This is a genomic window from Bradyrhizobium sp. 956_D2_N1_4 (assembly GCF_052076025.1).
Lineage (GTDB): Bacteria > Pseudomonadota > Alphaproteobacteria > Rhizobiales > Xanthobacteraceae > Bradyrhizobium > Bradyrhizobium barranii.
On the sequence record NZ_CP197237.1, the window covers coordinates 310,448 to 332,844 of the forward strand.

The 22,397-nt window shown below is 64.5% G+C and carries 28 protein-coding genes; 12 read left to right on the forward strand and 16 right to left on the reverse strand.

What is annotated here, in order from left to right; translation table 11 throughout:
* Nucleotides 1–43: 43 nt before the first annotated feature.
* Together AB7535_RS01510 and AB7535_RS01515 are read right to left on the reverse strand one after the other, a co-directional pair.
* Complete coding sequence (locus tag AB7535_RS01510) at nt 44–448, reverse strand: hypothetical protein (RefSeq protein WP_063985350.1); 405 nt, start codon at nt 446–448, stop codon at nt 44–46.
* Between the two features lie 151 nt (nt 449–599).
* On the reverse strand, nt 600–893 hold the full coding sequence (locus AB7535_RS01515) for a hypothetical protein (protein ID WP_085403325.1): 294 nt from the start codon (nt 891–893) through the stop codon (nt 600–602).
* A 265-nt stretch (nt 894–1,158) separates the two neighbouring features.
* Here AB7535_RS01515 and AB7535_RS01520 point away from each other — a divergent pair, with 265 nt between their 5' ends.
* On the forward strand, nt 1,159–2,124 hold the full coding sequence (locus AB7535_RS01520; RefSeq protein ID WP_135215555.1) for a GlxA family transcriptional regulator: 966 nt from the start codon (nt 1,159–1,161) through the stop codon (nt 2,122–2,124).
* 10 nt (nt 2,125–2,134) lie between these two features.
* Here the strand turns inward: AB7535_RS01520 and AB7535_RS01525 are convergent, their stop codons facing one another.
* From AB7535_RS01525 to AB7535_RS01545, 5 genes are all read right to left on the reverse strand, one after another.
* Nucleotides 2,135–2,947 (reverse strand): class I SAM-dependent methyltransferase, encoded by an 813-nt coding sequence (locus AB7535_RS01525; RefSeq protein WP_085403265.1) that lies wholly within the window; start codon nt 2,945–2,947, stop codon nt 2,135–2,137.
* Between the two features lie 100 nt (nt 2,948–3,047).
* Nucleotides 3,048–3,587 carry a VOC family protein gene (locus tag AB7535_RS01530; protein WP_135215556.1) on the reverse strand — a complete coding sequence of 180 codons (540 nt, stop codon included), beginning with the start codon at nt 3,585–3,587 and terminating at the stop codon, nt 3,048–3,050.
* Nucleotides 3,588–3,618: 31 nt separating this feature from the next.
* The gene (locus AB7535_RS01535; RefSeq protein WP_085403267.1) at nt 3,619–4,587 is read right to left on the reverse strand and encodes a Bug family tripartite tricarboxylate transporter substrate binding protein; all 969 of its coding nucleotides are present in this window, start codon (nt 4,585–4,587) and stop codon (nt 3,619–3,621) included.
* 11 nt (nt 4,588–4,598) lie between these two features.
* Nucleotides 4,599–5,492, reverse strand: coding sequence for an MBL fold metallo-hydrolase (locus AB7535_RS01540; RefSeq protein ID WP_085403268.1), 894 nt, complete (start codon nt 5,490–5,492; stop codon nt 4,599–4,601).
* A 4-nt stretch (nt 5,493–5,496) separates the two neighbouring features.
* Nucleotides 5,497–6,708, reverse strand: a complete 1,212-nt coding sequence (locus tag AB7535_RS01545) for an ABC transporter substrate-binding protein (RefSeq protein WP_085403269.1) — start codon at nt 6,706–6,708, stop codon at nt 5,497–5,499.
* A gap of 168 nt (nt 6,709–6,876) precedes the next feature.
* Here AB7535_RS01545 and AB7535_RS01550 point away from each other — a divergent pair, with 168 nt between their 5' ends.
* From AB7535_RS01550 to AB7535_RS01560, 3 genes are read left to right on the forward strand one after another with little or no spacing between them, the layout of a single operon-like run.
* A complete protein-coding gene (locus AB7535_RS01550; protein ID WP_085403270.1) occupies nt 6,877–7,575 on the forward strand; it encodes a TetR/AcrR family transcriptional regulator in 699 nt (232 codons plus the stop codon).
* Complete coding sequence (locus AB7535_RS01555) at nt 7,553–8,104, forward strand: carboxymuconolactone decarboxylase family protein (RefSeq protein ID WP_085403271.1); 552 nt, start codon at nt 7,553–7,555, stop codon at nt 8,102–8,104. The genes AB7535_RS01550 and AB7535_RS01555 overlap by 23 nt, the downstream gene beginning before the upstream one ends.
* Nucleotides 8,105–8,114: 10 nt before the next feature.
* Complete coding sequence (locus AB7535_RS01560; protein ID WP_085403272.1) at nt 8,115–8,960, forward strand: SDR family NAD(P)-dependent oxidoreductase; 846 nt, start codon at nt 8,115–8,117, stop codon at nt 8,958–8,960.
* A gap of 57 nt (nt 8,961–9,017) precedes the next feature.
* Here the strand turns inward: AB7535_RS01560 and AB7535_RS01565 are convergent, their stop codons facing one another.
* Complete coding sequence (locus AB7535_RS01565) at nt 9,018–9,317, reverse strand: hypothetical protein (RefSeq protein ID WP_085403273.1); 300 nt, start codon at nt 9,315–9,317, stop codon at nt 9,018–9,020.
* An 800-nt stretch (nt 9,318–10,117) separates the two neighbouring features.
* Between AB7535_RS01565 and AB7535_RS01570 the strand changes: the two genes are divergently transcribed.
* The 7 genes from AB7535_RS01570 (at nt 10,118) to AB7535_RS01600 (ending at nt 14,925) form a co-directional block, all read left to right on the forward strand.
* Nucleotides 10,118–10,639 carry a hypothetical protein gene (locus AB7535_RS01570; protein WP_135215557.1) on the forward strand — a complete coding sequence of 174 codons (522 nt, stop codon included), beginning with the start codon at nt 10,118–10,120 and terminating at the stop codon, nt 10,637–10,639.
* Between the two features lie 101 nt (nt 10,640–10,740).
* Nucleotides 10,741–11,325: a HutD/Ves family protein gene (locus AB7535_RS01575; RefSeq protein ID WP_085403276.1), complete on the forward strand. Its 585-nt coding sequence runs from the start codon at nt 10,741–10,743 to the stop codon at nt 11,323–11,325.
* A gap of 126 nt (nt 11,326–11,451) precedes the next feature.
* Nucleotides 11,452–12,645 (forward strand): adenylate/guanylate cyclase domain-containing protein, encoded by a 1,194-nt coding sequence (locus AB7535_RS01580; protein WP_085403326.1) that lies wholly within the window; start codon nt 11,452–11,454, stop codon nt 12,643–12,645.
* 704 nt (nt 12,646–13,349) lie between these two features.
* On the forward strand, nt 13,350–13,562 hold the full coding sequence (locus AB7535_RS01585; protein ID WP_063985337.1) for a hypothetical protein: 213 nt from the start codon (nt 13,350–13,352) through the stop codon (nt 13,560–13,562).
* Between the two features lie 79 nt (nt 13,563–13,641).
* Nucleotides 13,642–13,827 (forward strand): hypothetical protein, encoded by a 186-nt coding sequence (locus AB7535_RS01590; RefSeq protein WP_085403277.1) that lies wholly within the window; start codon nt 13,642–13,644, stop codon nt 13,825–13,827.
* 1 nt (nt 13,828) lies between these two features.
* A complete protein-coding gene (locus AB7535_RS01595) occupies nt 13,829–14,041 on the forward strand; it encodes a hypothetical protein (protein WP_014497603.1) in 213 nt (70 codons plus the stop codon).
* 86 nt (nt 14,042–14,127) lie between these two features.
* Complete coding sequence (locus AB7535_RS01600) at nt 14,128–14,925, forward strand: adenylate/guanylate cyclase domain-containing protein (protein ID WP_085403327.1); 798 nt, start codon at nt 14,128–14,130, stop codon at nt 14,923–14,925.
* Between the two features lie 53 nt (nt 14,926–14,978).
* On the opposite strand, the gene AB7535_RS01605 is transcribed toward AB7535_RS01600, so the two are convergent.
* From AB7535_RS01605 to AB7535_RS01630, 6 genes are all read right to left on the reverse strand, one after another.
* Nucleotides 14,979–15,737, reverse strand: a complete 759-nt coding sequence (locus AB7535_RS01605; protein ID WP_085403328.1) for an amino acid ABC transporter ATP-binding protein — start codon at nt 15,735–15,737, stop codon at nt 14,979–14,981.
* 56 nt (nt 15,738–15,793) lie between these two features.
* Nucleotides 15,794–16,636 (reverse strand): transporter substrate-binding domain-containing protein, encoded by an 843-nt coding sequence (locus AB7535_RS01610; RefSeq protein WP_167768141.1) that lies wholly within the window; start codon nt 16,634–16,636, stop codon nt 15,794–15,796.
* A 22-nt stretch (nt 16,637–16,658) separates the two neighbouring features.
* Nucleotides 16,659–17,300, reverse strand: coding sequence for an amino acid ABC transporter permease (locus tag AB7535_RS01615; protein WP_063985335.1), 642 nt, complete (start codon nt 17,298–17,300; stop codon nt 16,659–16,661).
* Between the two features lie 9 nt (nt 17,301–17,309).
* Nucleotides 17,310–17,978 carry an amino acid ABC transporter permease gene (locus tag AB7535_RS01620; protein ID WP_085403278.1) on the reverse strand — a complete coding sequence of 223 codons (669 nt, stop codon included), beginning with the start codon at nt 17,976–17,978 and terminating at the stop codon, nt 17,310–17,312.
* 100 nt (nt 17,979–18,078) lie between these two features.
* The gene (locus AB7535_RS01625; protein WP_094184291.1) at nt 18,079–19,158 is read right to left on the reverse strand and encodes a Gfo/Idh/MocA family protein; all 1,080 of its coding nucleotides are present in this window, start codon (nt 19,156–19,158) and stop codon (nt 18,079–18,081) included.
* A 19-nt stretch (nt 19,159–19,177) separates the two neighbouring features.
* Nucleotides 19,178–20,011, reverse strand: a complete 834-nt coding sequence (locus AB7535_RS01630; RefSeq protein WP_085403280.1) for a sugar phosphate isomerase/epimerase family protein — start codon at nt 20,009–20,011, stop codon at nt 19,178–19,180.
* A gap of 204 nt (nt 20,012–20,215) precedes the next feature.
* Between AB7535_RS01630 and AB7535_RS01635 the strand changes: the two genes are divergently transcribed.
* Nucleotides 20,216–20,899 carry a TetR/AcrR family transcriptional regulator gene (locus AB7535_RS01635; RefSeq protein WP_085403281.1) on the forward strand — a complete coding sequence of 228 codons (684 nt, stop codon included), beginning with the start codon at nt 20,216–20,218 and terminating at the stop codon, nt 20,897–20,899.
* A 43-nt stretch (nt 20,900–20,942) separates the two neighbouring features.
* Here the strand turns inward: AB7535_RS01635 and AB7535_RS01640 are convergent, their stop codons facing one another.
* Both AB7535_RS01640 and AB7535_RS01645 read right to left on the reverse strand, forming a co-directional pair.
* Entirely contained in the window at nt 20,943–21,440 is a 498-nt protein-coding gene (locus AB7535_RS01640; RefSeq protein ID WP_167768142.1) for a DoxX family protein, read from the reverse strand.
* Between the two features lie 26 nt (nt 21,441–21,466).
* A complete protein-coding gene (locus AB7535_RS01645) occupies nt 21,467–22,204 on the reverse strand; it encodes an SDR family oxidoreductase (protein ID WP_028158991.1) in 738 nt (245 codons plus the stop codon).
* Nucleotides 22,205–22,397: the final 193 nt, after the last annotated feature.

The following is a 22,397-nucleotide window of genomic DNA, read 5'->3' on the forward strand; positions in this document are numbered from 1 at the left end:
CGTCGGCGACCGCAGCGGCGCCGACGACGGGCATACCGGCTGTCTACTGTGGACCCGTCGACATGCCCTGCAACTGCCGAAGCGGATTGAGCGGGCCAAGCGGGATCAGCTCGAAGCTCATGAGATGAGCCTGCCCCAGGGGCAGCTTTTCGAGCATGTCATGAGCGGCCGCGATATCCGTGACGTTCAGGATGAACGCGACGCCGACACGATTTTGCAGCGAGTACCACTGGTCGATTTTGCCATCGAGATAGAGCTTCACCGTCTCGCGCACTTCCATCGGCAGGATGGCGCGCGCAGCGGCGACATCGGCGCCGGGGTTTACCGTGCCGATCGCGAGAATTCGGGTGGTCGGTGTCGGTGGCGTGGGTGATTGCGCTCGTCCGGGGACGGCGGAGGTCAGGCACAGGGCGAATGCCAGGAGACCGGCAGCGAGTGTAAGCTTCATTTGAAATCCTCCATGTTCCGAGGTTTACGCTCTTCATTTAGTCATGCTTCGCCGGCAGCGATTGCCGCACGTTGCATCGCCGCCGTGGAACGGCGGCGATGCGGGCCGGTTCGGAAGGTTGGTGGAAGCGTCGCGTCGGTCTGACGCGCGGTCACCTGCCCTGGATGAGCATGCCCAGCGGCGCGAGCGGACCGACTTGCATCAGCTCGTAAGTGGCGAAGCCGTGGGTGACGAGCGGCAGTGCTTCCACGGTCGCCTTGGCCTGTTCGAGGGATTCGACGTTCATCAGGAAGATCACGCCGGGCTTGTCCTGGCGAAACCAGAACTGCTCGATCTTCCCGTCGAGATAGAGCTTGAGCGTGGCCGGCACTTCCCTCGGCATGATCTGCTGCCGCTGCTCGGGTGTCGGTGCCTTGCCGATGTTACCGATGGCGATGACTTTCATGTGGGCTCCTTTGGATTGCTGCTTGTCAGTGGACGGCATCGGATCAAGGGCCTCCTGCAATGTTGGCAAAAACGCCATTTTTAGAGGCGTTTACGCCATCGATTCCTCGAGCGAACATCTGGAATAGCTTTGTTTGTTCAGATGATTGCTCTTATCTATCGATCGCGATGAAGGCCTTCGTTCCGGTTGCCGTTGCATCGCAAGCTAGGCTTGCTTCCGTTCGAACGGTAGTGTCGTAAACGACAACTTTGAGAGCGTTTCCGCCATGCGCATTCAATTGCTCGCCCTGGAGGGATTTTGGGACACCGGGCTGACCGTGACGCTCGATGCATTCACCATCGCCAACAATTTCGCAGCCGCTCAAACGGGCGGAGCGCCCCACTTCGATGTCTCAATTGTCGGCGTGCGGAAGAAGGTCCGATCCGGGCAGGGCTTTGCGATCCCCGTCAAATCGGTAACATCCGATCTGAAGCCGGACTGGGTCATCGTGCCGGCGTTGAATACGAGCCGGCCGGAACAGCTGATTCCGGCGCTCGACCGGCGCGATGTCAGAGAGGCAGTGAAACAGCTCCAGTCCTGGTACGCCGAGGGCGCGCGCATCGCCGCGTCCTGCATCGGTACCTTCGTGCTGGCGGAGGCGGGGCTGCTCGATGGACGGGACGCGACCACCACGTGGTGGCTGTCACCCTTGTTTCGCCAACGCTACCCCAATGTTCGACTCGATGAGGCACGCATGCTGGTGACATCGGACCGCGTCGTCACGGCGGGCGCTGCGATGGGGCATCTCGATCTTGCGCTGTGGTTCATACGCCAGGCGAGCCCCGAGCTCGCGGCCGTCGTGTCGCGCTATCTGCTCGCCGACCTGCGCTCCCTGCAGGCGCCCTTCATCATTCCCAATCACCTCGCGCAGGCCGATCCGCTCATCCAGCGTTTCGAGCGCTGGGCGCGCGAACATCTCAAGCAAGGGTTTTCGCTGCAGGAGGCCGCCAGTGCGCTCGCGACGAGCGCACGCACCTTGCAGCGCCGGTGCGAGTCGGTGCTCGGTAAGTCTCCGCTCTCCTACTTTCAGGATCTGCGAGTCGAGCGCGCGCAGTCACTGCTGCATGGCAGCGGTCTCGACGTCGATGCGATCGCCGCCGAGGTCGGCTATGAGGACGGCGCGACGCTCCGGACGCTCTTGCGGGAACGGCTCGGACGCGGCGTGCGCGAGCTTCGCGCAAACCTGCGCTGAGGGTCCGCACCTACGGCCGAGCCTCGATCACGATCGCCTGAATCTTGCCTTCGACCGCTCCGGACCCATGGCGCGATCGGAGTGCCTCGGCGACGAGGTCGGTCGCAGCCTGAAGCTTGCTGGCATCCCTGGCCTCGATCTCGCTCCGCAGCGGCGTACCCTGGCAGAGCGCGATCGCGACATACTCGGCCGACGGCGCGCGGCTCACCGCAGCAAGCGTTTGGATCGAGATGTGGCGGAAGCCCGCTTGTTCCAGATCGGCTCTGATAATGGCCTTGTCGTGATAGCCATGCGGCGTCCGCACCATGAAACGGGGCGGATCATCGGGAAACATTTTTCCGAGCGCGGCGGTGGCGTCGTCAGCGAACACGTTCTCCTCGATGCGGTCCCAGACGTTGAATACGAACGTGCCTTCCGGTCGCAACACCCGCTTTGCCTCGGCATAGCCTTTGACGCGGTCGGGAAAGAACATGACACCGAACTGGCAGCAGACCGCGTCGAACGCGGCTTCGTCAAAGGGCAGGGCGGTGGCATCCGCCTGACGCCATGTCATGCGCGGGTCCTCACCCTGGCGCTGCGCCGCGATCGCGAGCATCGGCTCGTTGAGATCGGTTGCGACGTAACGGATGCCGGGAGGCAGCGCCGCGGTCACGGCCCGCGTAACGGCGCCGGTACCTGCCGCGGTTTCCAGTATCGTCGACGGGGAAAGAGCCGCGATACGCTTCGCGATGTCGGCGGCGTAGTGGGCAAAGATCAGCGGGACGAGATACTCGTCGTAGATTTTCGGAATCGAGCCGGCGAAAACCTTGTCAGTGTTGGACATGCTTGCCTCGCTGAAGGTTCGGACACGAGGTTCATGCTACCATGGATCGCGGTCGTACCGCATCTGCGGCCTCTTCCGGTCGCAATCCTGCGGTCGGATTTTAAGGTTTCGCTCCGCCGACTTCGCGGATCGGCCGCGTCCCGTCCCAGGTCATCGCCGCCTGCCGGACCTTCTCGAAGAACGGCCCCTTGGTGCCGCTGATGTCGGAGATTTCGATGATGGTTCCTGGATGGGCCTGCGTGTCGAAATAGGCAAAGCGTCCCTTGTCTCCGCCGATCTGGCCTTCATGGCCTATCCTGTAGCCGAGCCCGAGTGCCTTGTCGTAGAGCGCCTGATAGTCGTGGCTCCAGTAGGACATGTGCTGGAGGCCCTCGTGGCCGGCGTCGAGGAATTCCTTGTACAGCGAGGGCGCATCGTTGCGCTGCTGGATCAGCTCGATCTGGAGATCGCCGGAATTGGCCAGCGCAATGCTCATCTCGACCGCGGAGTCCTGGCCGCGATGGCGGAACCAGTCGGTCTTGACGCGGTCCATGTAGTACCAGGGGCCGACGCCCATCACCTCGATCCAATGCTTCATCGCGGCCCGGATGTCCCGCACGACGTATCCGTTCTGGCGCACCGCGCCGAAAATGCGGCTCATGCCCGCGCTCCCTTCTGATCGCTCGCGATCGTCACTTGACTTCGATGCCTGCGTCCCTGGCAACCTGCTTCCAGGCCGCGATGTCGCGGGCGTTGATGTCGCGCTGCTCGTCGCCAGGCACGTATTGCGGCGTGATGCCGAGCCCCAAAAGCTTCTCCTTCACCTCGGCATCGCCCAGCGCGTCCTTCAACGCCGCCGACAATTTCTGTGCGATCGGCGGCGCGAGGCCGGCGGGACCATACATCGCCCAGGACAGGCTGCGGTCGAACGGCACGCCCTGTTCCTTGTAGGTTGCGACGTCAGGCAGGCTCGGCGAGCGCTCGCCGCAGGCGGCCAGCGCCTTGATAGAGCCGTCCTTCACCAGCGGCGTCGCGGTCGCCATGTCGAGCGTCGCGAGCGAGATGTGGCCGCCAAGCAGGTCGCCCGCGAGTTTGGCGATGCCGTTGAACGGCACGTGATCCATCTTGATGCCGGTCTGCTGCATCAGGATTTCCGCACAGAATTGTCCGGTCGAGCCGACGCCCCAGCTGCCGTACTGGATCGGCTCGCCCTTCTTGGAAAGCGCGATCAGGCCCTTGATGTCATTGGCAGCAAAGTCTTTGGTCGCCACCAGCATGATCGAGGACGTCCCGATGCGTCCGATCGTCGTAAAATCCTTGATCGAATCGTAGGGCAGTTTTGGATAGATCGCCGGCGCCAGCACATGCGTGGTCATGCCGCCGACGGTGATGGTGTAGCCGTCGTTCGGCGACGCCGCGACCATCTGCGTGCCGAGTGTGCCGGCAGCACCCGTGTGGTTCTCGATATAGACGCCCTGTCCTAGCGTCTTGCCCATCTTGTCGGCGAGCAAGCGGCCGATCACGTCGCCGCCGCCGCCGGCCGCATAGGGCAGAAGCATTTTGATCTTGTGGGTGGGGTAGGCGGCAGGATCCTCGGCGCGTGCCGGCAGCGCCGCCGACAGCAATGCGAGCAACGACAGCGTGACGGTGCGCAGCATCATGATGGCTTCCCCTAATCCTCGAAATGAAATCTGTAGGCCTCGCCGTGCCGGATCACGCGCCCGGCGGTCGGCGCCGGAAAATGGCCGGTGAGCAGATAGCTCGGCGTGTCCGCGAGCTCCTCCAGCAGCGCCATCCGCGTCGCGACCGCCGCGGCCGGATCGATGTCGGCGGCATTCGACAGCCACGGCGCGGCGCACTGGATGGGATGGTGGATGACGTCGCCCGACATCACCGCATGATCGTGGCCGCCATTGAGGTGGATCTGCATGTTGCCGGCGGTGTGGCCCGGCGCTGGCGCAAAGCGTAAGCCTGCGTCGCGATCGCTGAACACGCGATGATCGGTCTCGACCAGCTCGGCGAGGCCGGCGGCGACGACCGGCAGCACGGAGTCCTCGAAAGAGCCGTGGTTGACCGGGCGTTTCGGCGCGGCATTGTGCGCGGCCTCGAAGTGGCGGTACTCCTCGCGTCCCATCAGATAACGTGCGTTGGGGAAGGTCGGCACCCAGCGGCCGTCGAGGAGCCGCGTGTTCCAGCCGACGTGATCGACATGCAGGTGCGTGCACATCACGAAGTCGACCTCTTCAGGGGCAACGCCCAGCGCCTGCATGTTGTCGAGGTAAGGCCGGTTGAGGTTGTCCCACGCCGGCACGCGCGGCCGCGGCTTGTGATTGCCGCAGCAGGTGTCGACGATGGCGGTCCAGCGCGGCGTGCGCACGAGATAGGAGTGGTGGCTGAGGATGAAGCGTCCGGTCTCCGGTTCGATATAGCGGTGATCGAGCCAGCTCCGGTTCTCCGCGATCACCTCGTCGGTGACGTTGGCGAACAGCCAGGTCTTCTCGAAGGCAAGCGAAGGGATCTCGCTGACGAGATCGATCCGCATGCTGCCGATCCTGACCTGCCGCATGGGCTCAGTTCTTCAGGAGATCGCCGAACGGCACCCAGCGCGTGCCGTCGAAGCGGATGAGCTGGAGGCTCGTCATCGGCGTGTAGTGCTCGGGCGAATTGTTCACCGCGGTGCCGTTGATCAGCATCGGCAGCTTTACGTCCTTGAGCGTCGTGGCCTGCTTCAGCACATTGGCGCGGGTGAGGTCGTTTCCGGACGCCTTCAGCACCGTCACCAGCGTCTGCGCGATAGTGTAGCCGTAGACGTTGAGCCAGTCGTTCTTGTTGGCATCCGGCAAATACTTGTCCATGAACGCCAGCCATTCCTTGTAGCCGGCATCGTCCTTCGATGCGGGATCGGTGGCGTCCTTCAGGTACTGGCTGGAGATCACGCCGGTGGAATTGTCCTTGCCGGCCGGCTCCAGCACGCCGCTGATCGAGGCCGAGACATTGGAGATGATGGTGACAGGCTTCCACCCGATCTCGCCGATCTTGCGGATCGCCTGCGCCGCGAATTTTGGCGTTGCCGCCACCAGCACGATTTCTGCGCCTGCGGTCTTGAGCTGCAGGATTTGCGTATCGACCGTCGGCGCCGAGGTCTCGTAAGCCGCGCGCGCGACAATGGCCTCGCCGCTGCCGAGCCCTTCCTCCAACGCCTTCAGATAATCCTTGCCGAGATCGTCGTTCTGGTAGAGCACGCCGATCTTCGCGTTGGCATGGCTCGCCTTGATGTACTTCGCGTAGGCGATCGCCTCGTCGCGATAGGTCGGCTGCCAGCCAACGGTCCACGGAAAGTTCTTGGGATCGTCCCATTTCGCGGCGCCAGAGCCCAGGAAGAGCTGCGGCACCTTGCGGTCGTTGAGATATTTGTGCACGGCGCTGTTGGTCGGCGTGCCGACGCCGCCGAAGATCAGCAGCACCTCCTCGCTCTCGACCAGCCGCCGGGTCTGCTCCACCGTCTTCGGCGGGCTGTAGGCATCATCGGCGATGATCATCTGGATGCGCCGGCCGTTGACGCCGCCGTCGTCGTTCACCTTGCGGAAATAGGCCTCCGCCGATTTCGCGATCTGCGCGAAGGCGGACACTGGCCCGCTCAGCGGCGCGGTGGTGCCGATCTTGATGGTCTTGTCGTCGGCGCCGGGATCGTATTTCGCGCTTTGGGCCTGAACGGCACTGGCTGCGAGCAGCGGCAACAGGATGCAGGCCGCACGAAGGCGAAGGCGGGCAAAGCGCGCCATGAGGTCGTCTCCCCAAAATTGCTCTCCGCCTCTCATTGGAGCGGAGTTGAAACGCGAGAACAGCGCCCGAAGCGGACTTGCGGGGCCGCGACCGCTGCCGCCAGACTGGCGAAACGAACGATCGTTCGTACGGTTGACTAGCGAACGATCGTTCGTTAGTCAAGCCAAATGGCTGTCCACACCTCCAGCGCGGCGGAAGCGGCTGCGCCCACGACCCGCGAGCGCATCCTCTCCGAAGCGCTCAATCTGTTCGCGCAGAGCGGCTATGGCGGCGCCTCGATGCGCGAGCTTGCGCGCCGCGTCGGCATTCGCGAAAGCAGCCTCTACAATCATTTCTCCGGCAAGGCCGCGATCCTCGAAGCGATCGTGGCCGAGCACGGCCCCGCCAGTTCGGCGAGCCGGTTGGAAGAGCCGCGCTACAAGCAGCTGGCGCGCCAGCCGGCCGCGTTCTGCCGTCAGTTCGCGCTTGATCTCGTCGAGCAATGGTCCGACCCGCGCGAGCACCAATTCCAGAAAGTAATCACCGCCGAGCGTAACCGCGTGCCCGGCATCCGCGCCAAATTCGCCGACCATTTTTACGCGCGCGAGCAGAGCATGATGACGGATTACTTTCGCGGTTTTGCGCTCGCCGGCTTGGTCTCGACACCCGATCCGCGCGAGACCGCGCGGCTGTTCGCGGCCGGCCTGATCTACATCCGCCTCGAGCATTACGTGATGGGCGCAGCACCTTCGCCGCGGCCGAAGGTGATCGAGGCGATCGACCGCTATCTCGCCTTTTTCCTGTCGCTGATCGCGGCGGGCAATGGCGAAGACAACAAGAAACGAAAACCCAAGGGAGAAACGCGTGGCAAGGCTGCCCCTGATTGATCCGGAGACGACGAGCGGCGATATCCGCGCCTCGTTCGACCGCATGCCGGTCAAGCTCAACATCTTCCGCATGATGGCCCATGCCGAGGCCAACATGATCCCGGCGATGCGGCTCGGCAATTCGATCCTGCACAAGCAGAAGCTCTCAGCCGTCAACCGCGAGCTTTTGATCTTGCAGGCCGCCCAGCTCGAGGGCGGCGCCTATGAATGGCGCCAGCACGTGCCGATCGCGATCGGGGTCGGCTGCACGCAAGGACAGATCGATGCGGTGGAGCGGGCTGACTACGATGCCGCCGGCTTAAGCGATGCTGAGCGCGCGTTGCTGAAGTTCGGCCGCGAGGTGGTCGAGAATGTTCGGGTGCCCGAGGCGACCTTCGCTGCCGCGCGAAGACACTTCAGCGATCAGGAGATCGTCGAAGCCATCGTCGCGCTCGGCTTCTATATGATGATGGCGCGCCTGACCGAGGCAACCGAAACCGATCTCGATCCCGCGGCCGGCATGAAGGTCTATGACGGCGGCAAGAAGTAGGGCGGCTGAGATGGCGGAAATCGATAGCAAGCCGGAACGTTACGTCCGTCCACCAAGCGCGGAGTCATTGGGCGAAGCGCCGGGCAGGGGACGCCTGAAGGGACGCCGTATCCTGATCGTCGGCGGCGGCCAGCGCGTGTTCGACGCCGCCACCGATCCAATCGGCAATGGCCGCGCCATGAGCATTTTGTGCGCACGTGAGGGCGCGAAGGTGGCGGTGGCAGATCTCAACCGGACGTCCGCACAGCAGACCGTCAAGCACATCACCGACGAAGGCGGCGAGGGTTTTGCCATCACTGCCGACGTCACGTCGGAGCCTGACGTCCAGCGCATGATCGAGGAGGCGCATCGCGCCATGGGCGGCCTCGACGGCATGGTGCTGAACATCGGCACCTTCGGCAAGACCGGCCTCGATGCCGTCAGCCCCGAGGAGTGGAACAGGATCTACGACGTCAACGTTCGCGGTCCCATGCTCTGTTGCCGCGCAGCGATGCCGAAATTCGACAATGGCGGTGCCATCGTCTTCATCTCCTCGATCGCCGCGCTGAAAGCGGGATCGCAGATGGCGGCGTATGATTCTTCAAAAGCCGCGCTCGGCGGCCTGATGCGCAACATCGCCCATCTCGGCTCGCGCCGCGGCATCCGCGCCAATCTCGTCTATCCCGGCCTCGTCGACACCCCCAACGGCCGCGAAGCCGGCGCCGGCCGCCCCAGCCGCGGCAAGGGCCACGTCCCCTTCGGCCGGCAGGCCACCGCCTGGGAGATCGCCTATGCCGTGCTGTTCTTTCTGTCGGATGAAAGCGTCTACGTCACCGCACAGTCGCTCGCGGTGGATAGCGGCCTGAGCGGAATGTAAGACGCCAGTACAATCCGGCGGCGCGGAATTCGATGCCCCGGCGAGCAGAGTCTCTCTTCATTGCGGCGAGGACGCAATCTTCGGCGTTTGCGATTCGCTCATCTGCTCAAGTGCCTCCAGGACGGCCTCGCAGGCCTTCTCGGCTTCGGCGAAGGTACTGAAGGGGGAGCCGCCAAGCTTGATCGCGGACTTGTTTTCTTCGACCGGTCGCCATGAGGCAACCAGGCCCGGCTTTCCGTGAAGGCCAGGACCGGTGCGGTTTTCGTTACTGATCACGAACGAAAATCCGCCGCTGCACGCCATCCAGATTTCAAGTTCATGCACCGGAGTCTCGACGCGCGTAAAGTGCAGGGTCATGTCTCTCTCCAGAGTTTGCTCCGCAGAATGGGCCACGGGCGCAAGCCGTCAGTTGTGCGAATCCCGGATAGCCGCAAGGTCCGAGGTCTCTGATCCCTCGTCTCTCCATGCCGTCAAATCGCCCGGGAGCAGAATGGGATCGCTCTCAACCCGCCTGTTGCGGCTGACCCCTAAGCCAATGAGCCCGCCCAATACCAACGCGGAGCCTGCAATGATCAACCAGTACGGCAAGTCCAACACGGGCATTGCAATTCTCCCACTGAGAGGAGCGCGTTACGCAATTGCCTGGCCGAGGCGCGAGCGGGTTACCTTTGGATAAGTGTCTGTATTATGCGGCGCTTCAAGCTTCGTGCAAGGTACCCAAAAGGGGTAGATTTCTGACCTAAGTTGCCGCCGGCGGGGGCAAGGGGAAGCGATCCGTCCCCCCAAATCTCGTCAAATCCGTCACCGAGAAGATAGGCAAGTTCGACAGCAAGGCTTTTGGTGCGGCCATGAAGGCTGACGGCCAACAATGCCCCTGACAAAGAGTGAGGTGCGCGGCCGGATGGAGCGAAGCGTCATCCGGGAGCACAGCCTCATCGCGCGAGCTGCCCCCGGCACTGCGTTGCGCTTCATCCGGGCTACGAACTGAGGCGCAAGCTCCGCACAATCGCGCGACGGGATGAAACTGCCGGGCAATTTTTGCAGCGTTGTGCGAAGTCCGCGCGCTACGACAAGGAAAGCCGACAGGAATCAACTGCGCTTTCGCTGGCACAAAAATTGCTGAATGTTTCCGCGCAATGATCACAGGAATTCGCGCCGTGACCAACGTCAGCTACACCGTTCCGCCGAACTGGACCGCAGGCTCCGACAAGACAGGCGCGAGCAAGAACAAGAATCCGAACGATCCGAACATGCTGACGACGGGCGCCTATGGCAGCGCGTTCGAACTGTTGCTCGACAATCGAACCAACAGCGACGGCACCACCACGGAGACGCTGACCTACAAGAGCTACAGCGGCAAGACCAACGGCACGTTCTCGGCGACGGCCGAGACGGGGACGGGAGCCGATCTCGGCAGTGCCTCCCAGGCCTTGCTCGCCACGCTTCAAGCCAATGGCGAGATGGACGACAAGACCGCCGCGCAGCTCGACGACGCCATGGGCAAGCTCGATACCCAATCCGAGAGCGGTGCCAAGGATGCCGAAGTGTCCGGCGGCGGCCTGCTGGTGCAGTCCGGCGGCCCGGTCTATTTCAACGGCATCTCGGCCTATCAGAACCAGATCGTGGATTCGCTCGTCAACGAGCTGAGCACCAGGCTGAACCTCGACGCCAAGGCGTGACGGCAGTTCATCGCTGGTGAAACCGGTTGGCAATGCCGGCCCAACCCGCGCATGATGCGCGGGCGATCTCGGCCACATGCTTTCCCGGATAAATTCAAGACATGAAAACCACGCTGCTGAAGTCCGAAGACTACACCCGCTCGCCCTGGAAGAACGGCGGCGGCATCTTCACCGATATCGCGGATGCCCATCGCGCCGACGCGCCGGCGAAGGATTGGGACAGCCTGCTCTGGCGTTTTGCCTCGACGCCGATCGTGGCGCCCGGGCCCTTCTCCTACATGCCCGGCATCGACCGCCTGCAAATGGTCGTCGGCGGGCGTGGGCTGGTGCTGAAGTCGCCCACGCAGGATTTTGACGAGCGTGAACCTTTTACAACGGTGCGCTTCACCGGAGAGATGGAGATCGTGACCGCGCTCGAGGCGGGTCCCGTCGAGGTCGTCAACCTGATGGCCCGGCGCGGCGCGGCCGAGATCGAGTTGCTGGCACTCAGGGAACCCGGCGATCGGCCTTTGTCCGCCGGCACGCACCTGGTTTACGCGGTTTCCGGCGAATGCAGCATTCGTCTCAATAGCGAGGATATTGTCATTCCCGACGGCAGCACGCTGAAGGTCGAGCTGACCGAGGCGTCCAGATTGGGACTCGTCTCAGGGCTGGCGGTACTGGGCTCGATTCAGCTCGTCGGCTAGATGGCAACCGCCCGGCGGATGCGCATAATCCATGCACCTGGCTAGGTTGACGCAGCGGCGCCGGAACACGATATCTGCCCCGACAATGCCGACCGCCGCGCAAGGCACGATATGAACAGGCAGGGTATGACCGCGCCAGACCAAAATCGCCCCACCACGCTATCCGACGGCGTCGTCGACTGGCTGACCAACGGCACGAGCGACGAGCGCTTCATCGACAACATCTTTGCCGAGATGTGCATCCGCCTCCAGCAGGCGGGCATTCCGCTCAAGCGGTCGACGATGCACGTCCGGATCCAGCATCCGCAATGGCTCGGCGCCGCCTTCATGTGGTTGGATGGCATGCGCGAGGCGAAGATCTCGCGGGTCGACTTCGATGTGCTCGAGCGATCCGAGTTCATCGGCAGCCCTGTCAGCGAAATGCTGGACGGTGCGAGCGAACTCCGCGAGAACCTCGAAGGCGATCCGTCGCTCGGCCGCAGGCACGCGGTCTATGACGAGATGCGCGCGAAAGGTCTGACCGACTACGTCGCCTGGCCGCTCCACCACACACTCGGTAAGCGCCATCTCGTCACCTTCGCGACCGATCGCCCCGGCGGCTTCGACGACGCGCATCTGGTTGCGCTCAAGAACGTGCTGCCGGTGCTGGCGCTGGTCAGCGAGATCCGCGTCAAGAACCGCCTGGCGCGAACGCTGCTCGAGACCTATGTCGGCTCCCATGCCGGCGAGCTCATCCTGGCCGGGGCCACGCGGCGCGGCACCGGCACGACGGTGCGTGCCGCGATCATGATCTGCGACCTCCGTGACTTCACGAAGATCTCGGACAACTGGCCGCGCGACGACGTCATCGATCTCCTCAACGACTACTTCGACGCGATGTCGGAGCCGATCGCGCGGCACGGCGGCGAAATCCTGAAATTCATCGGCGACGGCCTGCTCGCCATTTTCCCGCTCAGCGGGCCCGGCGCCTGCGCAAACCTGCTGCGCGCCGTGACTGAAGCCCGGCAGGCTATGGCCGCGCTGAACGAACGGAACAACGGGACCGGCCGCGCGCCGCTGAACTACGGCATCGGCGTCCACGTCGGCGACGTCATGTACGGCAATATCGGATCGTCCAGCCGGCTCGACTTCACTGTCATCGGTCCCGCCGTCAACATGGCCTCCCGTCTCGAAGCCCTGACCAAGCAGCTCGGACGACCGGTGCTGCTCTCGCGCGCCTTCGCCGAGCTGGTCGAGCGGGAGTTCGAGCTCGAGCATGTCGGCAAATACGAGGTGCGCGGCTTCAGCGATCCGATCGAGCTGTTTGCGTTTCACGGCTGAGGCGGCATGCTCGCCGCAGCCGTCCGGTTGAAATCTCGCTGACGCAAGATTGCCGATGACCCGCGCGCCACCGATTGCGCGGCGTGGCGGAGAAATCCTGATCCTCATCGGCCACGGCCAGCTTGCCATCGTCCCGCACACCCCGGCATCTCCGAACGACGGTCGCCATCGCCGCCCGTCATGGCCTCGATGTGCCGTGATTGACGGTGCATGCGTGCGTCGCCGTGACGTCGATCCAGTTCCGGAATCGGGCGATCGCGCAAACGCGCAATCGTCGGGGTGCGTTCCCTGCGCGCGATGGAAGTCGTGCTTATGGGCAATATCGGACGCGTTGTTGAAAGATATGTTCGCGCAGGACGCCTAGGTTGGGTTCACTGGCGGCGTTGCGAACGGTGCCGCAAGATTTGGTCGAGGACAGTCGATGCGGCTGCCTCGATGCAACAGAAAAGGTGATCGACACATCGGACGCGACCACAAGAGGAGACGACAATGCCAAACTGTTCCCAAGTTTCTGGAAGTCGAACCGCTCGCTGTGCCGCGTGCGACGGTAAGTTTGGCCTAGTCCGCTACTACTCTTGGCGAAAGCCCCTTTGCTCGAAAAAGTGCGTCGAACGTTTGGCGACGCGCCGGCAGGGTGAGCGCGACTGGTTCGGTCGATTTCCGTCGGTTGTCGACATGTTTTCAGAAAACCGCGCGAGGCGCCTATGACCATGCAGATGTCACGACGAGGAAAGGAATATCTCGAGACGGCGCAGAGCCTGCTGCGCGCGGCCCGGACCATGACGGACATCGTGGTCGCGACCCGTCTCGAGATGCTGGCCAATGACTATCAGCGGCGCGCCGAAAAGGCATCAAGCGTCGATGCGGCGAGGTCATCGGCGCGTTCGGCCGGCACGCGATACGAATCGTACCCGTGATTGCGGGTTGCGCGGTGAGCCGGTCGCCCAATCAGGGCCGTCTGGTCAGTTTCCTCTCTTGCCACCCCGTGGAGCCGATATGGGCGAAGTTGTTCGACTGGTCACAAGAGCCGAGCGCGAGCGTGCGCGGCTGATCCGCGAAGCGCGCGCTAACTATGACGCCGTGTTTCCGCGGGCCGATCCCGACGGCGAGCGGCCCGTCGAGCCGCGGTCGACCACTCGGGCGGCGACGCAGAGCCCGAGTACGTCGAAGGAGCTCTCGTGACATGATCAAGATCATTGCCGTGCTCTGCAGCCTCTCGTCGCCGACAGATTGCCACGAGCAGATCGTCACGACCTCGGATTTCGCTGACGTGACGATGCAGTCCTGTCTGATGGGAGCGCCGCAGCTCGCCGAATGGATGGCGCAGCATCCGGCCGAACGTCTCGCGGCGTGGCGCTGCTCGATCGGCAAGCAGGAGGCTCGCCGGGGAGCGTAGGTGCGAGGAGCCCTGTTGCCAATGCAGGCATGTGCGAATACGTTGGCCCGAGGTCCGCCCACGTTCCTTCGACTGGCCGCGCGTTCATGCCAAAATTCCTTCGCATCGGAGTCCATCAGTCGAACGTATCGGGATACACGTCGAAGGCGTGGTGTGTCAGGCGCGTCGGCTCGGCGGTTTTCCTGAAGTGGGGCGGCGTGGAGGTCCAAGGCACCGGTGCCGGGCGCAAGGTCTACTGGACGCGCTCGCCGCAGGAGAAGACAGTTCGGTGCGGCACGGCGCAGCGTGCCCAGGATTACGCAAAGGCCGCGATTGCGCGGCGCCGCAGCCATCGCTATGAGCCGCTGGCCGGAGCTATCGCGCTCCGGCGCCCCCCCGCCGAGCGCGGCACCGATCTCAAGCGGGCGCTCGCCACCATCCTGATCGTCGATATCGTCGGCTCCACCGCCAAGGCCGCGAAGCTCGGCGATGCGCGCTGGACCAAGGTGATGGGCCATTATTACGCAGCCGTCCGCAAGGAGCTGAAGAGCTCGCGCGGAAAGGAAGTCGTGACGACGGGCGACGGCGTGCTAGCGACGTTCAAGGCGCCGGCTGCCGGGATCAGTTGCGCGACCGCGATCCAGAAGGCGGTGCGCACGCTGGGGCTAGAGATCAGGGTCGGCCTGCATGCGGGCGAGTATACGATCAGCGGCGGCGAAATGGTCGGTCTCGCCTTCCACATCGGCACCCGCGTCGCCGCGAAAGCGCGGGCCGGCGAAGTCTTGGTCTCGAGCGCGGTCAAGGATTTGCTGAAGGCACCATCGACGATCAGCTTCAGGGATCACGGCATGCACCAGCTCAAGGGCGTGCCGGAGCGGTGGAGGCTGTATCGGGTGGAGGCGTGAGGCGTCCGGCAAGGGTGGACACCGGACCGCCTTCGCGCCGCGCCGGCACGGCTTCAATGATGCGGCAGAATCTCGCCGAGGAATTTTTTGGTGCGCTCGTGCTGCGGGGCCCTGAAGAAGACTTCCGGCTCCGCCTCCTCGACGATCCGTCCCTCCGCCATGAAGATCACGCGGTCGGCGACCTGCCGGGCGAAGCCCATTTCATGGGTGACGCAGATCATGGTCATGCCGTCGGTCGCAAGCCCGATCATGGTGTCGAGCACCTCCTTGACCATTTCCGGGTCGAGCGCCGAGGTCGGCTCGTCGAACAGCATCACCTTGGGCTCCATGCACAGCGCCCGCGCGATCGCCGCGCGCTGCTGCTGACCGCCGGACAATTGCGCCGGGTATTTGTCCGCCTGGTTGAGGATTTTGACACGGTCGAGCAGCCGCCGCGCGGTCTCCTCGGCCGCCGGGCGCGGAATGCCGCGAGAGCGGATCGGCGCCAGCGTGCAGTTCTCCAGCACCGTCATGTGCGGGAACAGGTTGAATTGCTGGAACACCATGCCGACCTCGCGGCGCACCGCATCGACGGCCTTGCCTTGGCTGCCGAGATGGACGCCGTCGACGACGATCTCGCCCTTCTGGTAGCTCTCGAGCGCATTGATGCAGCGGATCAGGGTGGATTTGCCCGATCCGGACGGCCCGCACAGAACGATCTTTTCGCTCGCACGGACCGCCAGGTTGATGTCGGTGAGCACCTGGTAGGTGCCGTACCATTTGTTGACACCGCGCATCGCGATCATCGTGTCCGCCGTGGCTGCGACCGGCATGGCTGCGACCGGCATGGCTGCGACCGACATGGCTGTGACCGACATGGCACTCTCCCTCAGCTGACGGTGAAGGGGATGCCGGGAATGCTGTCGGGGAAAGCCGGCAGCGGGTTGTTGATCCACTTCGGATAGATCCTGGCCCATTCGCCGCTGGCGATGATCTTGTCGATGAAGCCGTTGACGAAGGCGTTGATCTCCTTCTCGCCGAGCCGCGTGCAGGCGCCGTTATAGAGTTTGGTGAATTCGAGCTTGTTCTCGTAAGTGCCGGGTTTGGATTCGTTGAGGCGCGGAACGTAGAAGATGTTGCCGCCCACCGCCTGCACCTGCCCGGACAGCAGCGCCTGCATGGTCGGCGCATCGCCGTCGAAGCGGCGGATGGTGGTGCCGGGAGGCGCCGCCTTGGTCACGTCGGTGTCCTGCACACTGCCGCGCGCGACACCGATGACATATTTGCCCATGTCGGCCGGCGATTTGATCTCGATCTCCTTCGGCGCGATGAAGGTGATGATGTTGGCACCATAGGGCCTTGAGAACTGCACCGCCTTGGCGCGCTCCGGCAGCATCGCCATGGTCGCAAACAGGATGTCGACGCGTCCCGACGTCAGCGCCGGGATGCGATTGGCGACGGCCAGCGGTGTAAATTCCGCGGCGACGCCGAGCTCTTTTGCGAACAGCTCGGAGAGGTCGGCATCGAGGCCCTCCTGCTTGCCCGAGGAATTGACGAACCCCCAGGGCGGATTGTCGCCCTGGATCCCGATCAGCACCTTGCCGCGCGCCTTGATCTCCGCGGGCGTCACCGCGTAAGCGGCGCGCGACAGCACGAACGGCGAGGCGATCGCGGCGGCGCCGAGCGCCAGCATGTGGCGGCGATTGAACTGGATTGTCTTTTTGGTCATCATTCCCTCCTCTGTGTTGAATTCATCATCGTGCCGCGGTGACGAGCCGCCGCTCCAGCCAGGCGCCATAGAGCGAAAGCGGCCAGCACAGCGCGAAATAGAGCGCGCAGACCAGGCCGAGCACGAGCAGCGGCTTGAAGTTCTGGTTGGAGACGATGGTCCCGGCGCGCATCAGCTCGGTGAAGCCGATGATGGCGGCAAGCGAGGTGCCCTTGATCAACTGCACCAGGAACCCGATCGTCGCGGGCAGCGAAATGCGGATCGCCTGCGGCAGCACGACGTCCTTCATCCGGTCGAGATAGCCGAGGCTGAGCGCCTTGGCGGCCTCGACCTGGCCGCGCGGCACGGCCTCGATCGAGCCGCGCCAGATTTCGCCGAGGAAGGCGCCGGCATGCAGGGTGAAGCCGATCGAGACGGAAACCCAGGGATCGAGCTTCAGCCCGGCGAGCGCGAGGCCGTAATAGACAACGAACAGCTGCATCAGCAGCGGCGTGCCCTGGAACAGCGCGATGTAGGCGGCCGCGCCACGTTCGAGCCAGCGCCGGCCCGAGGTGCGCGCCAGTGCGACGCCGAGGCCGGCGACCGAGCCGAGCGCGAAGCCGATCGCGGACAGCGCCAGCGTCCATTTCAGGCCGCCGAGCAGGAACAGGAACTGGTTCTTGTCCATGCGCCGTCCTCACTTCACGGGATAGAGCAGGAAGCGCGCGTTGATCCGCGCGAACATCTGCATCAGCATCCACGACATCGCGAGATAGAGCAGCGTGACGACGCCATAGACCTCGAAGCTGCGGAACGTATTGGTCTCGATCGCCTGTCCGACCGAGGTCAGCTCATAGGCCGAGATCGCCGATGCGATGCTCGTCGTCAGCGTAAGCATGATGAACTGGCTGGTCAGCGACGGGAAAATCGCGCGCAGCGCCGGCTTCAGCACGATCAGGCGGAAGATCAGGGTCCGGCTCAGGCCGAGCGCCAGTCCCGCCTCGACCTGCCCCTTGTTGATCGACTGCACGCCGCCGCGGATAATCTCGATCGCATAGGCGCCGCCGTTGACGCCGAGCGCGATGATCGCGGTCAGCGTGGGATCGAGGCGGATGCCGACCATCGGCAGCGCGAAGAAGACGAAGTAGATCTGGCCGAGGAATGGCGTGTTGCGGATCGCCTCGACGAACGCGATGACTAGCCAGCGCAGCGACGCAAGCCGGGAATCGCGCAGCAGCACGCCGCCGATCCCGATGATCAGCGCCAGCACCATGCCCGACAGCGCCAGGCCGAGCGTGCCGGCACAGCCCCAGAGCAGCTCCGGCAGGCCCTCGATCACGGGTCCGAAATCGAACTTGTAGTTCACCTCGCTCCTCCCTCCGGGCCGCCCTCTTGGCGTGGCCGGGCCGCCCTCTTGGCGTGGCTTGGCCCGTTCGCGTCTGTCCGACGGCGGTGAAAGCCGTGCTCTAGGTCGTTGCCTGCTCGCCTTGTCCTAGCCCCGCGTAGCGCTCGCGCAGGTCGATGCGCCGTCGCGCCGTCGCGGCCTCTGCGATCGCGAGCGTCACCAGCAGGCTTCGCGCGCCGTCCTCGACCGGTTGCAGCGACGGCGTCACGCCCCGGACCACGTCGCGGAAATGATCGAGCTGGGCGACATAAGGATCGGTCGACGCCGCATGATTGGCCTGCGCCTGGATCGGCCTGTTCCAGTCCTGCGCGCCGCCTTCCTGCGTCCATTGATCGAGACTTGGGAATTCGATCGCGCCGCGGCGGCCCATCAGGCGGTAGCTGCTCTGTCCGCTGAACGGAAACTCCGGCGCCTCGCCGAGTCCCTGCTCCATCGTCCAGGGCGTCACCGCGCAGTCGCTGAGGAAGAACGTGCCGAGCGCGCCGTTCTCGAATTCGAGCAGCGCGGCGGCGGTATCCTCGACCGCGAAGCCGCGCTGCCGGTTCGCGGCGATGGCCTCCACGGCGACGATCTCGCCGACCGCGAAGCGCAGGAAGTCGATCTCGTGGATCAGATTGATCAGGATCGGCCCGCCACCGGCTTGCGAGCGCCAGGGCGCAGCCTTGAAATAGTCGGCCGGCTTGTGCGTGGCCCAGATCGCCGAGACGCCGACGACATCGCCGATACGGCCCTCGCCAAGCAGCGCCTTGAGCGCCTTCACCTGCCTATGATGGCGGCGGTGATGCCCGACCAGCGACCGAATGCCGGCCTTGCGGACTTCCGCGATCAGGCCGGCGGCGGTCTCCAGCGTATCGGTGACCGGCTTTTCGATCAGGATATGGATGCCGGCCCGCGCGCATGCGATGCCGTTCTCGGCGTGGAGCTGATTGGGCGACGCGATGATCACGGCCTCGGGCCGCGCCTCGTCGAGCAGCTTCCGGTAATCCGCGAAGACGCGTGCGCCGGGCTGCTCGGCCGCGACCTGCTCGGCGTTGACGTCGGCGATGCCGGCGAGCTCGTAGTCGCCATGCTCGGCCAGCTTGCGCAGATGTTTGCGCCCGATCAATCCTGCGCCGATCACGCCAATCCTGATTTTTGTCATCTCGTGCATTCCGTTGGGTTTAGGCCCAGCCGTGGCAGTCGCGGCGTCTGGCGCCGCGGGCCTGGCCTTCGAGCAAGTTCCTGGTCGCGTTGAACGCCGTGGCGATCCGCTCTCTCGCGTCGAGCGCCGGCAACGGCATCTCGACGCTGAGGGCGGCATCAGTGGGCAGCGCCTCCAGCAGTGCGCCGAGCGGCAGAGCGCCGTCGCCGGGCGGCAGCCGTCCCGCGCGCGCCTCGGCAATGATGGCCGCGTCCGTTGCCGGCGTTTCGGCGACGGCATCACAGAGTTGCGCGGCGCGGAGCCAATGGTCGGGAAGCGGGATCAGGTCGGCGGCGCGGCCGCCGGAGCGCGCCAGGTGCAACGCGTCGACCAGGATGGCGCCGTTGGTCTGGCCTGCGTCGCGGATGACCGCCGCGGCCTGCGCCAAATTGCCGATCGCGCGCCAGCGCATGAATTCGAGGTCGACGCGCAGTCCGAACGACGCGGCGAGTTGGCAGAGCTCGGCGAAACGCGCGGTGAGCCGGGACCGATCCGGATCGTCGCCCGAAGCGATGATCGCTGTGGCGCCGAGATCGGCGCCGGCTTCGATACAGCCTGCGAGCGAGGAGATGTCGATGGCGGGCTTGAGCTGGACCAGCTCGATGTCGCTGACCCGCACGCCCTCGCCGTCAAGCACGCGCTTCAGCGCTCGGTGGGCCTCGGTGCCGACCTGCGTCGGATAGGCCGGCCCGTCGCTGGTTGCCGGGATGAAGCGTAGCGCGACGGCTGCAAACCCGGCTCGCGCCGCCTCGGCAACCAGCGCCGTGGGCGCAAGCTCCAACGCGGTGAGATGGGCAAGGCCGAGCGCGGTCATGGCCTGCTCGCCCGCACAGGCAATCGCGGCAGTCGGGAGCTGGCGCGGCGGTCGCCGGTCAGGCGCATGTGTCTCCTCCCTCTTAATTAATCCATAGGTTAATTGATAATTACCCAATGGGATAATTGATGTCAAGGGCCCGCGATTGCGCTATGGAGGGAGGGCGATGCCGCGACCGGCCGCCGTGAAGGACCGAAGGGCCAGATGCCAGGTGTGAAGAAGCAGCCCGTCCGGGCGGCGAAGCCGGTGCCGATCAAGCGGCGCGACCGCGAGCGGACGCGGCAGGAGATCCTCGACATCGCCTTCGAGGAGTTCGCCGAGAACGGCTTGTCCGGCGGCAACACCGACGCCATCGCCGCCCGCGCCAACATCACCAAGCGGCTGATCTTCTACTATTTCAACTCGAAGGAAGAGCTGTTCACCGCGGTGCTGGAGATGGCCTATGCGGAGATGCGCGCCGCCGAGGAGGATCTGCATCTCGAGGCGCTGGAGCCGGAGGCCGCGATCCGCCGGCTTGCCGAATTCACCTTCGATTTCCACCAGGCCCATCCGCAATTCGTCCGCCTCGTCAGCATCGAGAACATCCATCGCGGACGGCACATGGCCATCAGCCGCAGGCTCAAGGAGATGACGCAGCCGAGCATCAGCCAGATTGCCAAGGTGCTGGAGCGCGGCGCGGCCTGCGGCGCGATCCGGCCCGGCATCGATCCGGTCGAACTGCATATGACGCTGAATGCGCTGAGCTTCTTCGCGGTCGCCAACCGTCACACGTTCGAGGCGCAATTCGCCTTCGACATGTCCTCGCCAAAGGCGAGGGCGCAGCGCCGCGCCGAGATCGCCGATCTGCTGTGGCGTTGTGTGCGGGGGGATCGAACGGCGGCGGTGTGAAGACCTCGCGCGGCCGGAGCGGGCAGGGCCCTCCGGCGCGCCTTCAAAGCTCCCGTCCGATCAAGCGGTCCGCCGAGAATCGCCCGCCGCCTCGAAACGACATGTGCAGGGCAACGAGGCCCATCAGGAACGGGTACTCCATGCCGCGATCGATCCAGGCCCATTTGGGGTAATGGATAAGGCAGATCATCGCCATCTGCACGGCGACCATCGGCGCGACGAGGCGGGTGAACAGCCCCGCGGCGAGCATGATGGCCCCGATGGTTTCCAGCAGCATCACGAAATAGCCGAACGCCACCGGGGCCGGAAAATGCAATGAATTGGTGATGAAATTGATGGAGCTCGCGAACGGATTGGCCATGGCGCCGTGGGACTCGCCGAGCAATTTCGGCAAGCCGTGCGTGAACAGGATCAATCCGAAGGCAACGCGCAGAAACGCATAGGAAACGGGATTGGCGATCTCGTAGAAATTTCGCAAGCCAGGCAACAGCAGGGACGCGGGGCTGTGCCGTGGGGCCCCGCCCGTGATCGCATCGCTCATGGTCATGATCTCCAGACGATGCGGCTTCAGATGATGCCGCCATTGGCGCGCAGGATCTGGCCGTTGATCCAGCCGCCGTCGGGCCCGACCAGGAACGAGATCGCGCGCGCGATGTCGTCGGGTTCGCCGAGACGATGCAGAGGCGTCCGATCGATGATCGGCGAGATGTCGTGCTGATTGGCGTTGTGGAATAGCTCGGTGTTGACAGGGCCCGGCGCGATCGCGTTGACCGTGATCCGCCTCACGCCCAGCTCCTTCGAGAGGATGTGGGTGATCGCCTCGATGCCGGCCTTGGTCGCGGCGTAAGCCGCATAGGTCGGCTGATAAAGCCCGACCACGCTCGTTGAGAAATTCACGATCCGGCCGCCCTCGCGCAGCCGCTTCGCCGCTTCACGCAGCGCATAGAAGGTGCCCGTGAGGTTGATCGCGATGGTCTGGTCCCACACCTCGTCGGTGGTCTGGGCCAATGGGGCGACCTTCATGATCCCGGCATTGTTGACGAGCACGTCGACGCCGCCGAACGCCGTCTCGGCCGCGTCGAACAGCGCGCGCACGTCAGCCAGCTTGCTGATGTCGGCTTTGACCGCAATCGCCGCTCCACCGGCGGCCTTGATCTTCGCCACCAGCGCCTCGGCTGGCGCAGCGCCGCTCGCATAGTTGACGACGACGGCGAGGCCGTCCCGCGCCAGCCGCTCGGCGACCGCCGCGCCAATGCCCTTCGAGCTGCCGGTGACGATGGCTGTGCGTGGGTGCTGGGTGGTCATGGTGGGGTCTCCCTGTTTGATGGGGAGATAATAGGCAGGGAGGTTGGCTGGATAATCCCGCTGGAATTGGCTTCACTGTTCGGGTGGGGCGAACAGTGAATGGTGCGGTATCCGCCGCTGACGGCTTGGCGGCCCTTACCTTGGCATGAGGGAGGTCACCACCTCAACGTCACCGCAGCCCCGTGCCTGTGTC

Coding starts and splice junctions, on each gene's coding strand:
- AB7535_RS01510 (WP_063985350.1), bottom strand. CDS start 448: ATGAAGCTTACACTCGCTGCCGGTCTCCTGGCATTCGCCCTGTGCCTG.
- AB7535_RS01515 (WP_085403325.1), bottom strand. CDS start 893: ATGAAAGTCATCGCCATCGGTAACATCGGCAAGGCACCGACACCCGAG.
- AB7535_RS01520 (WP_135215555.1), top strand. CDS start 1,159: ATGCGCATTCAATTGCTCGCCCTGGAGGGATTTTGGGACACCGGGCTG.
- AB7535_RS01525 (WP_085403265.1), bottom strand. CDS start 2,947: ATGTCCAACACTGACAAGGTTTTCGCCGGCTCGATTCCGAAAATCTAC.
- AB7535_RS01530 (WP_135215556.1), bottom strand. CDS start 3,587: ATGAGCCGCATTTTCGGCGCGGTGCGCCAGAACGGATACGTCGTGCGG.
- AB7535_RS01535 (WP_085403267.1), bottom strand. CDS start 4,587: ATGATGCTGCGCACCGTCACGCTGTCGTTGCTCGCATTGCTGTCGGCG.
- AB7535_RS01540 (WP_085403268.1), bottom strand. CDS start 5,492: ATGCGGCAGGTCAGGATCGGCAGCATGCGGATCGATCTCGTCAGCGAG.
- AB7535_RS01545 (WP_085403269.1), bottom strand. CDS start 6,708: ATGGCGCGCTTTGCCCGCCTTCGCCTTCGTGCGGCCTGCATCCTGTTG.
- AB7535_RS01550 (WP_085403270.1), top strand. CDS start 6,877: ATGGCTGTCCACACCTCCAGCGCGGCGGAAGCGGCTGCGCCCACGACC.
- AB7535_RS01560 (WP_085403272.1), top strand. CDS start 8,115: ATGGCGGAAATCGATAGCAAGCCGGAACGTTACGTCCGTCCACCAAGC.
- AB7535_RS01565 (WP_085403273.1), bottom strand. CDS start 9,317: ATGACCCTGCACTTTACGCGCGTCGAGACTCCGGTGCATGAACTTGAA.
- AB7535_RS01575 (WP_085403276.1), top strand. CDS start 10,741: ATGAAAACCACGCTGCTGAAGTCCGAAGACTACACCCGCTCGCCCTGG.
- AB7535_RS01580 (WP_085403326.1), top strand. CDS start 11,452: ATGACCGCGCCAGACCAAAATCGCCCCACCACGCTATCCGACGGCGTC.
- AB7535_RS01585 (WP_063985337.1), top strand. CDS start 13,350: ATGACCATGCAGATGTCACGACGAGGAAAGGAATATCTCGAGACGGCG.
- AB7535_RS01590 (WP_085403277.1), top strand. CDS start 13,642: ATGGGCGAAGTTGTTCGACTGGTCACAAGAGCCGAGCGCGAGCGTGCG.
- AB7535_RS01595 (WP_014497603.1), top strand. CDS start 13,829: ATGATCAAGATCATTGCCGTGCTCTGCAGCCTCTCGTCGCCGACAGAT.
- AB7535_RS01600 (WP_085403327.1), top strand. CDS start 14,128: ATGCCAAAATTCCTTCGCATCGGAGTCCATCAGTCGAACGTATCGGGA.
- AB7535_RS01605 (WP_085403328.1), bottom strand. CDS start 15,737: ATGCCGGTCGCAGCCACGGCGGACACGATGATCGCGATGCGCGGTGTC.
- AB7535_RS01610 (WP_167768141.1), bottom strand. CDS start 16,636: ATGATGACCAAAAAGACAATCCAGTTCAATCGCCGCCACATGCTGGCG.
- AB7535_RS01615 (WP_063985335.1), bottom strand. CDS start 17,300: ATGGACAAGAACCAGTTCCTGTTCCTGCTCGGCGGCCTGAAATGGACG.
- AB7535_RS01625 (WP_094184291.1), bottom strand. CDS start 19,158: ATGACAAAAATCAGGATTGGCGTGATCGGCGCAGGATTGATCGGGCGC.
- AB7535_RS01630 (WP_085403280.1), bottom strand. CDS start 20,011: ATGACCGCGCTCGGCCTTGCCCATCTCACCGCGTTGGAGCTTGCGCCC.
- AB7535_RS01635 (WP_085403281.1), top strand. CDS start 20,216: ATGCCAGGTGTGAAGAAGCAGCCCGTCCGGGCGGCGAAGCCGGTGCCG.
- AB7535_RS01640 (WP_167768142.1), bottom strand. CDS start 21,440: ATGAGCGATGCGATCACGGGCGGGGCCCCACGGCACAGCCCCGCGTCC.
- AB7535_RS01645 (WP_028158991.1), bottom strand. CDS start 22,204: ATGACCACCCAGCACCCACGCACAGCCATCGTCACCGGCAGCTCGAAG.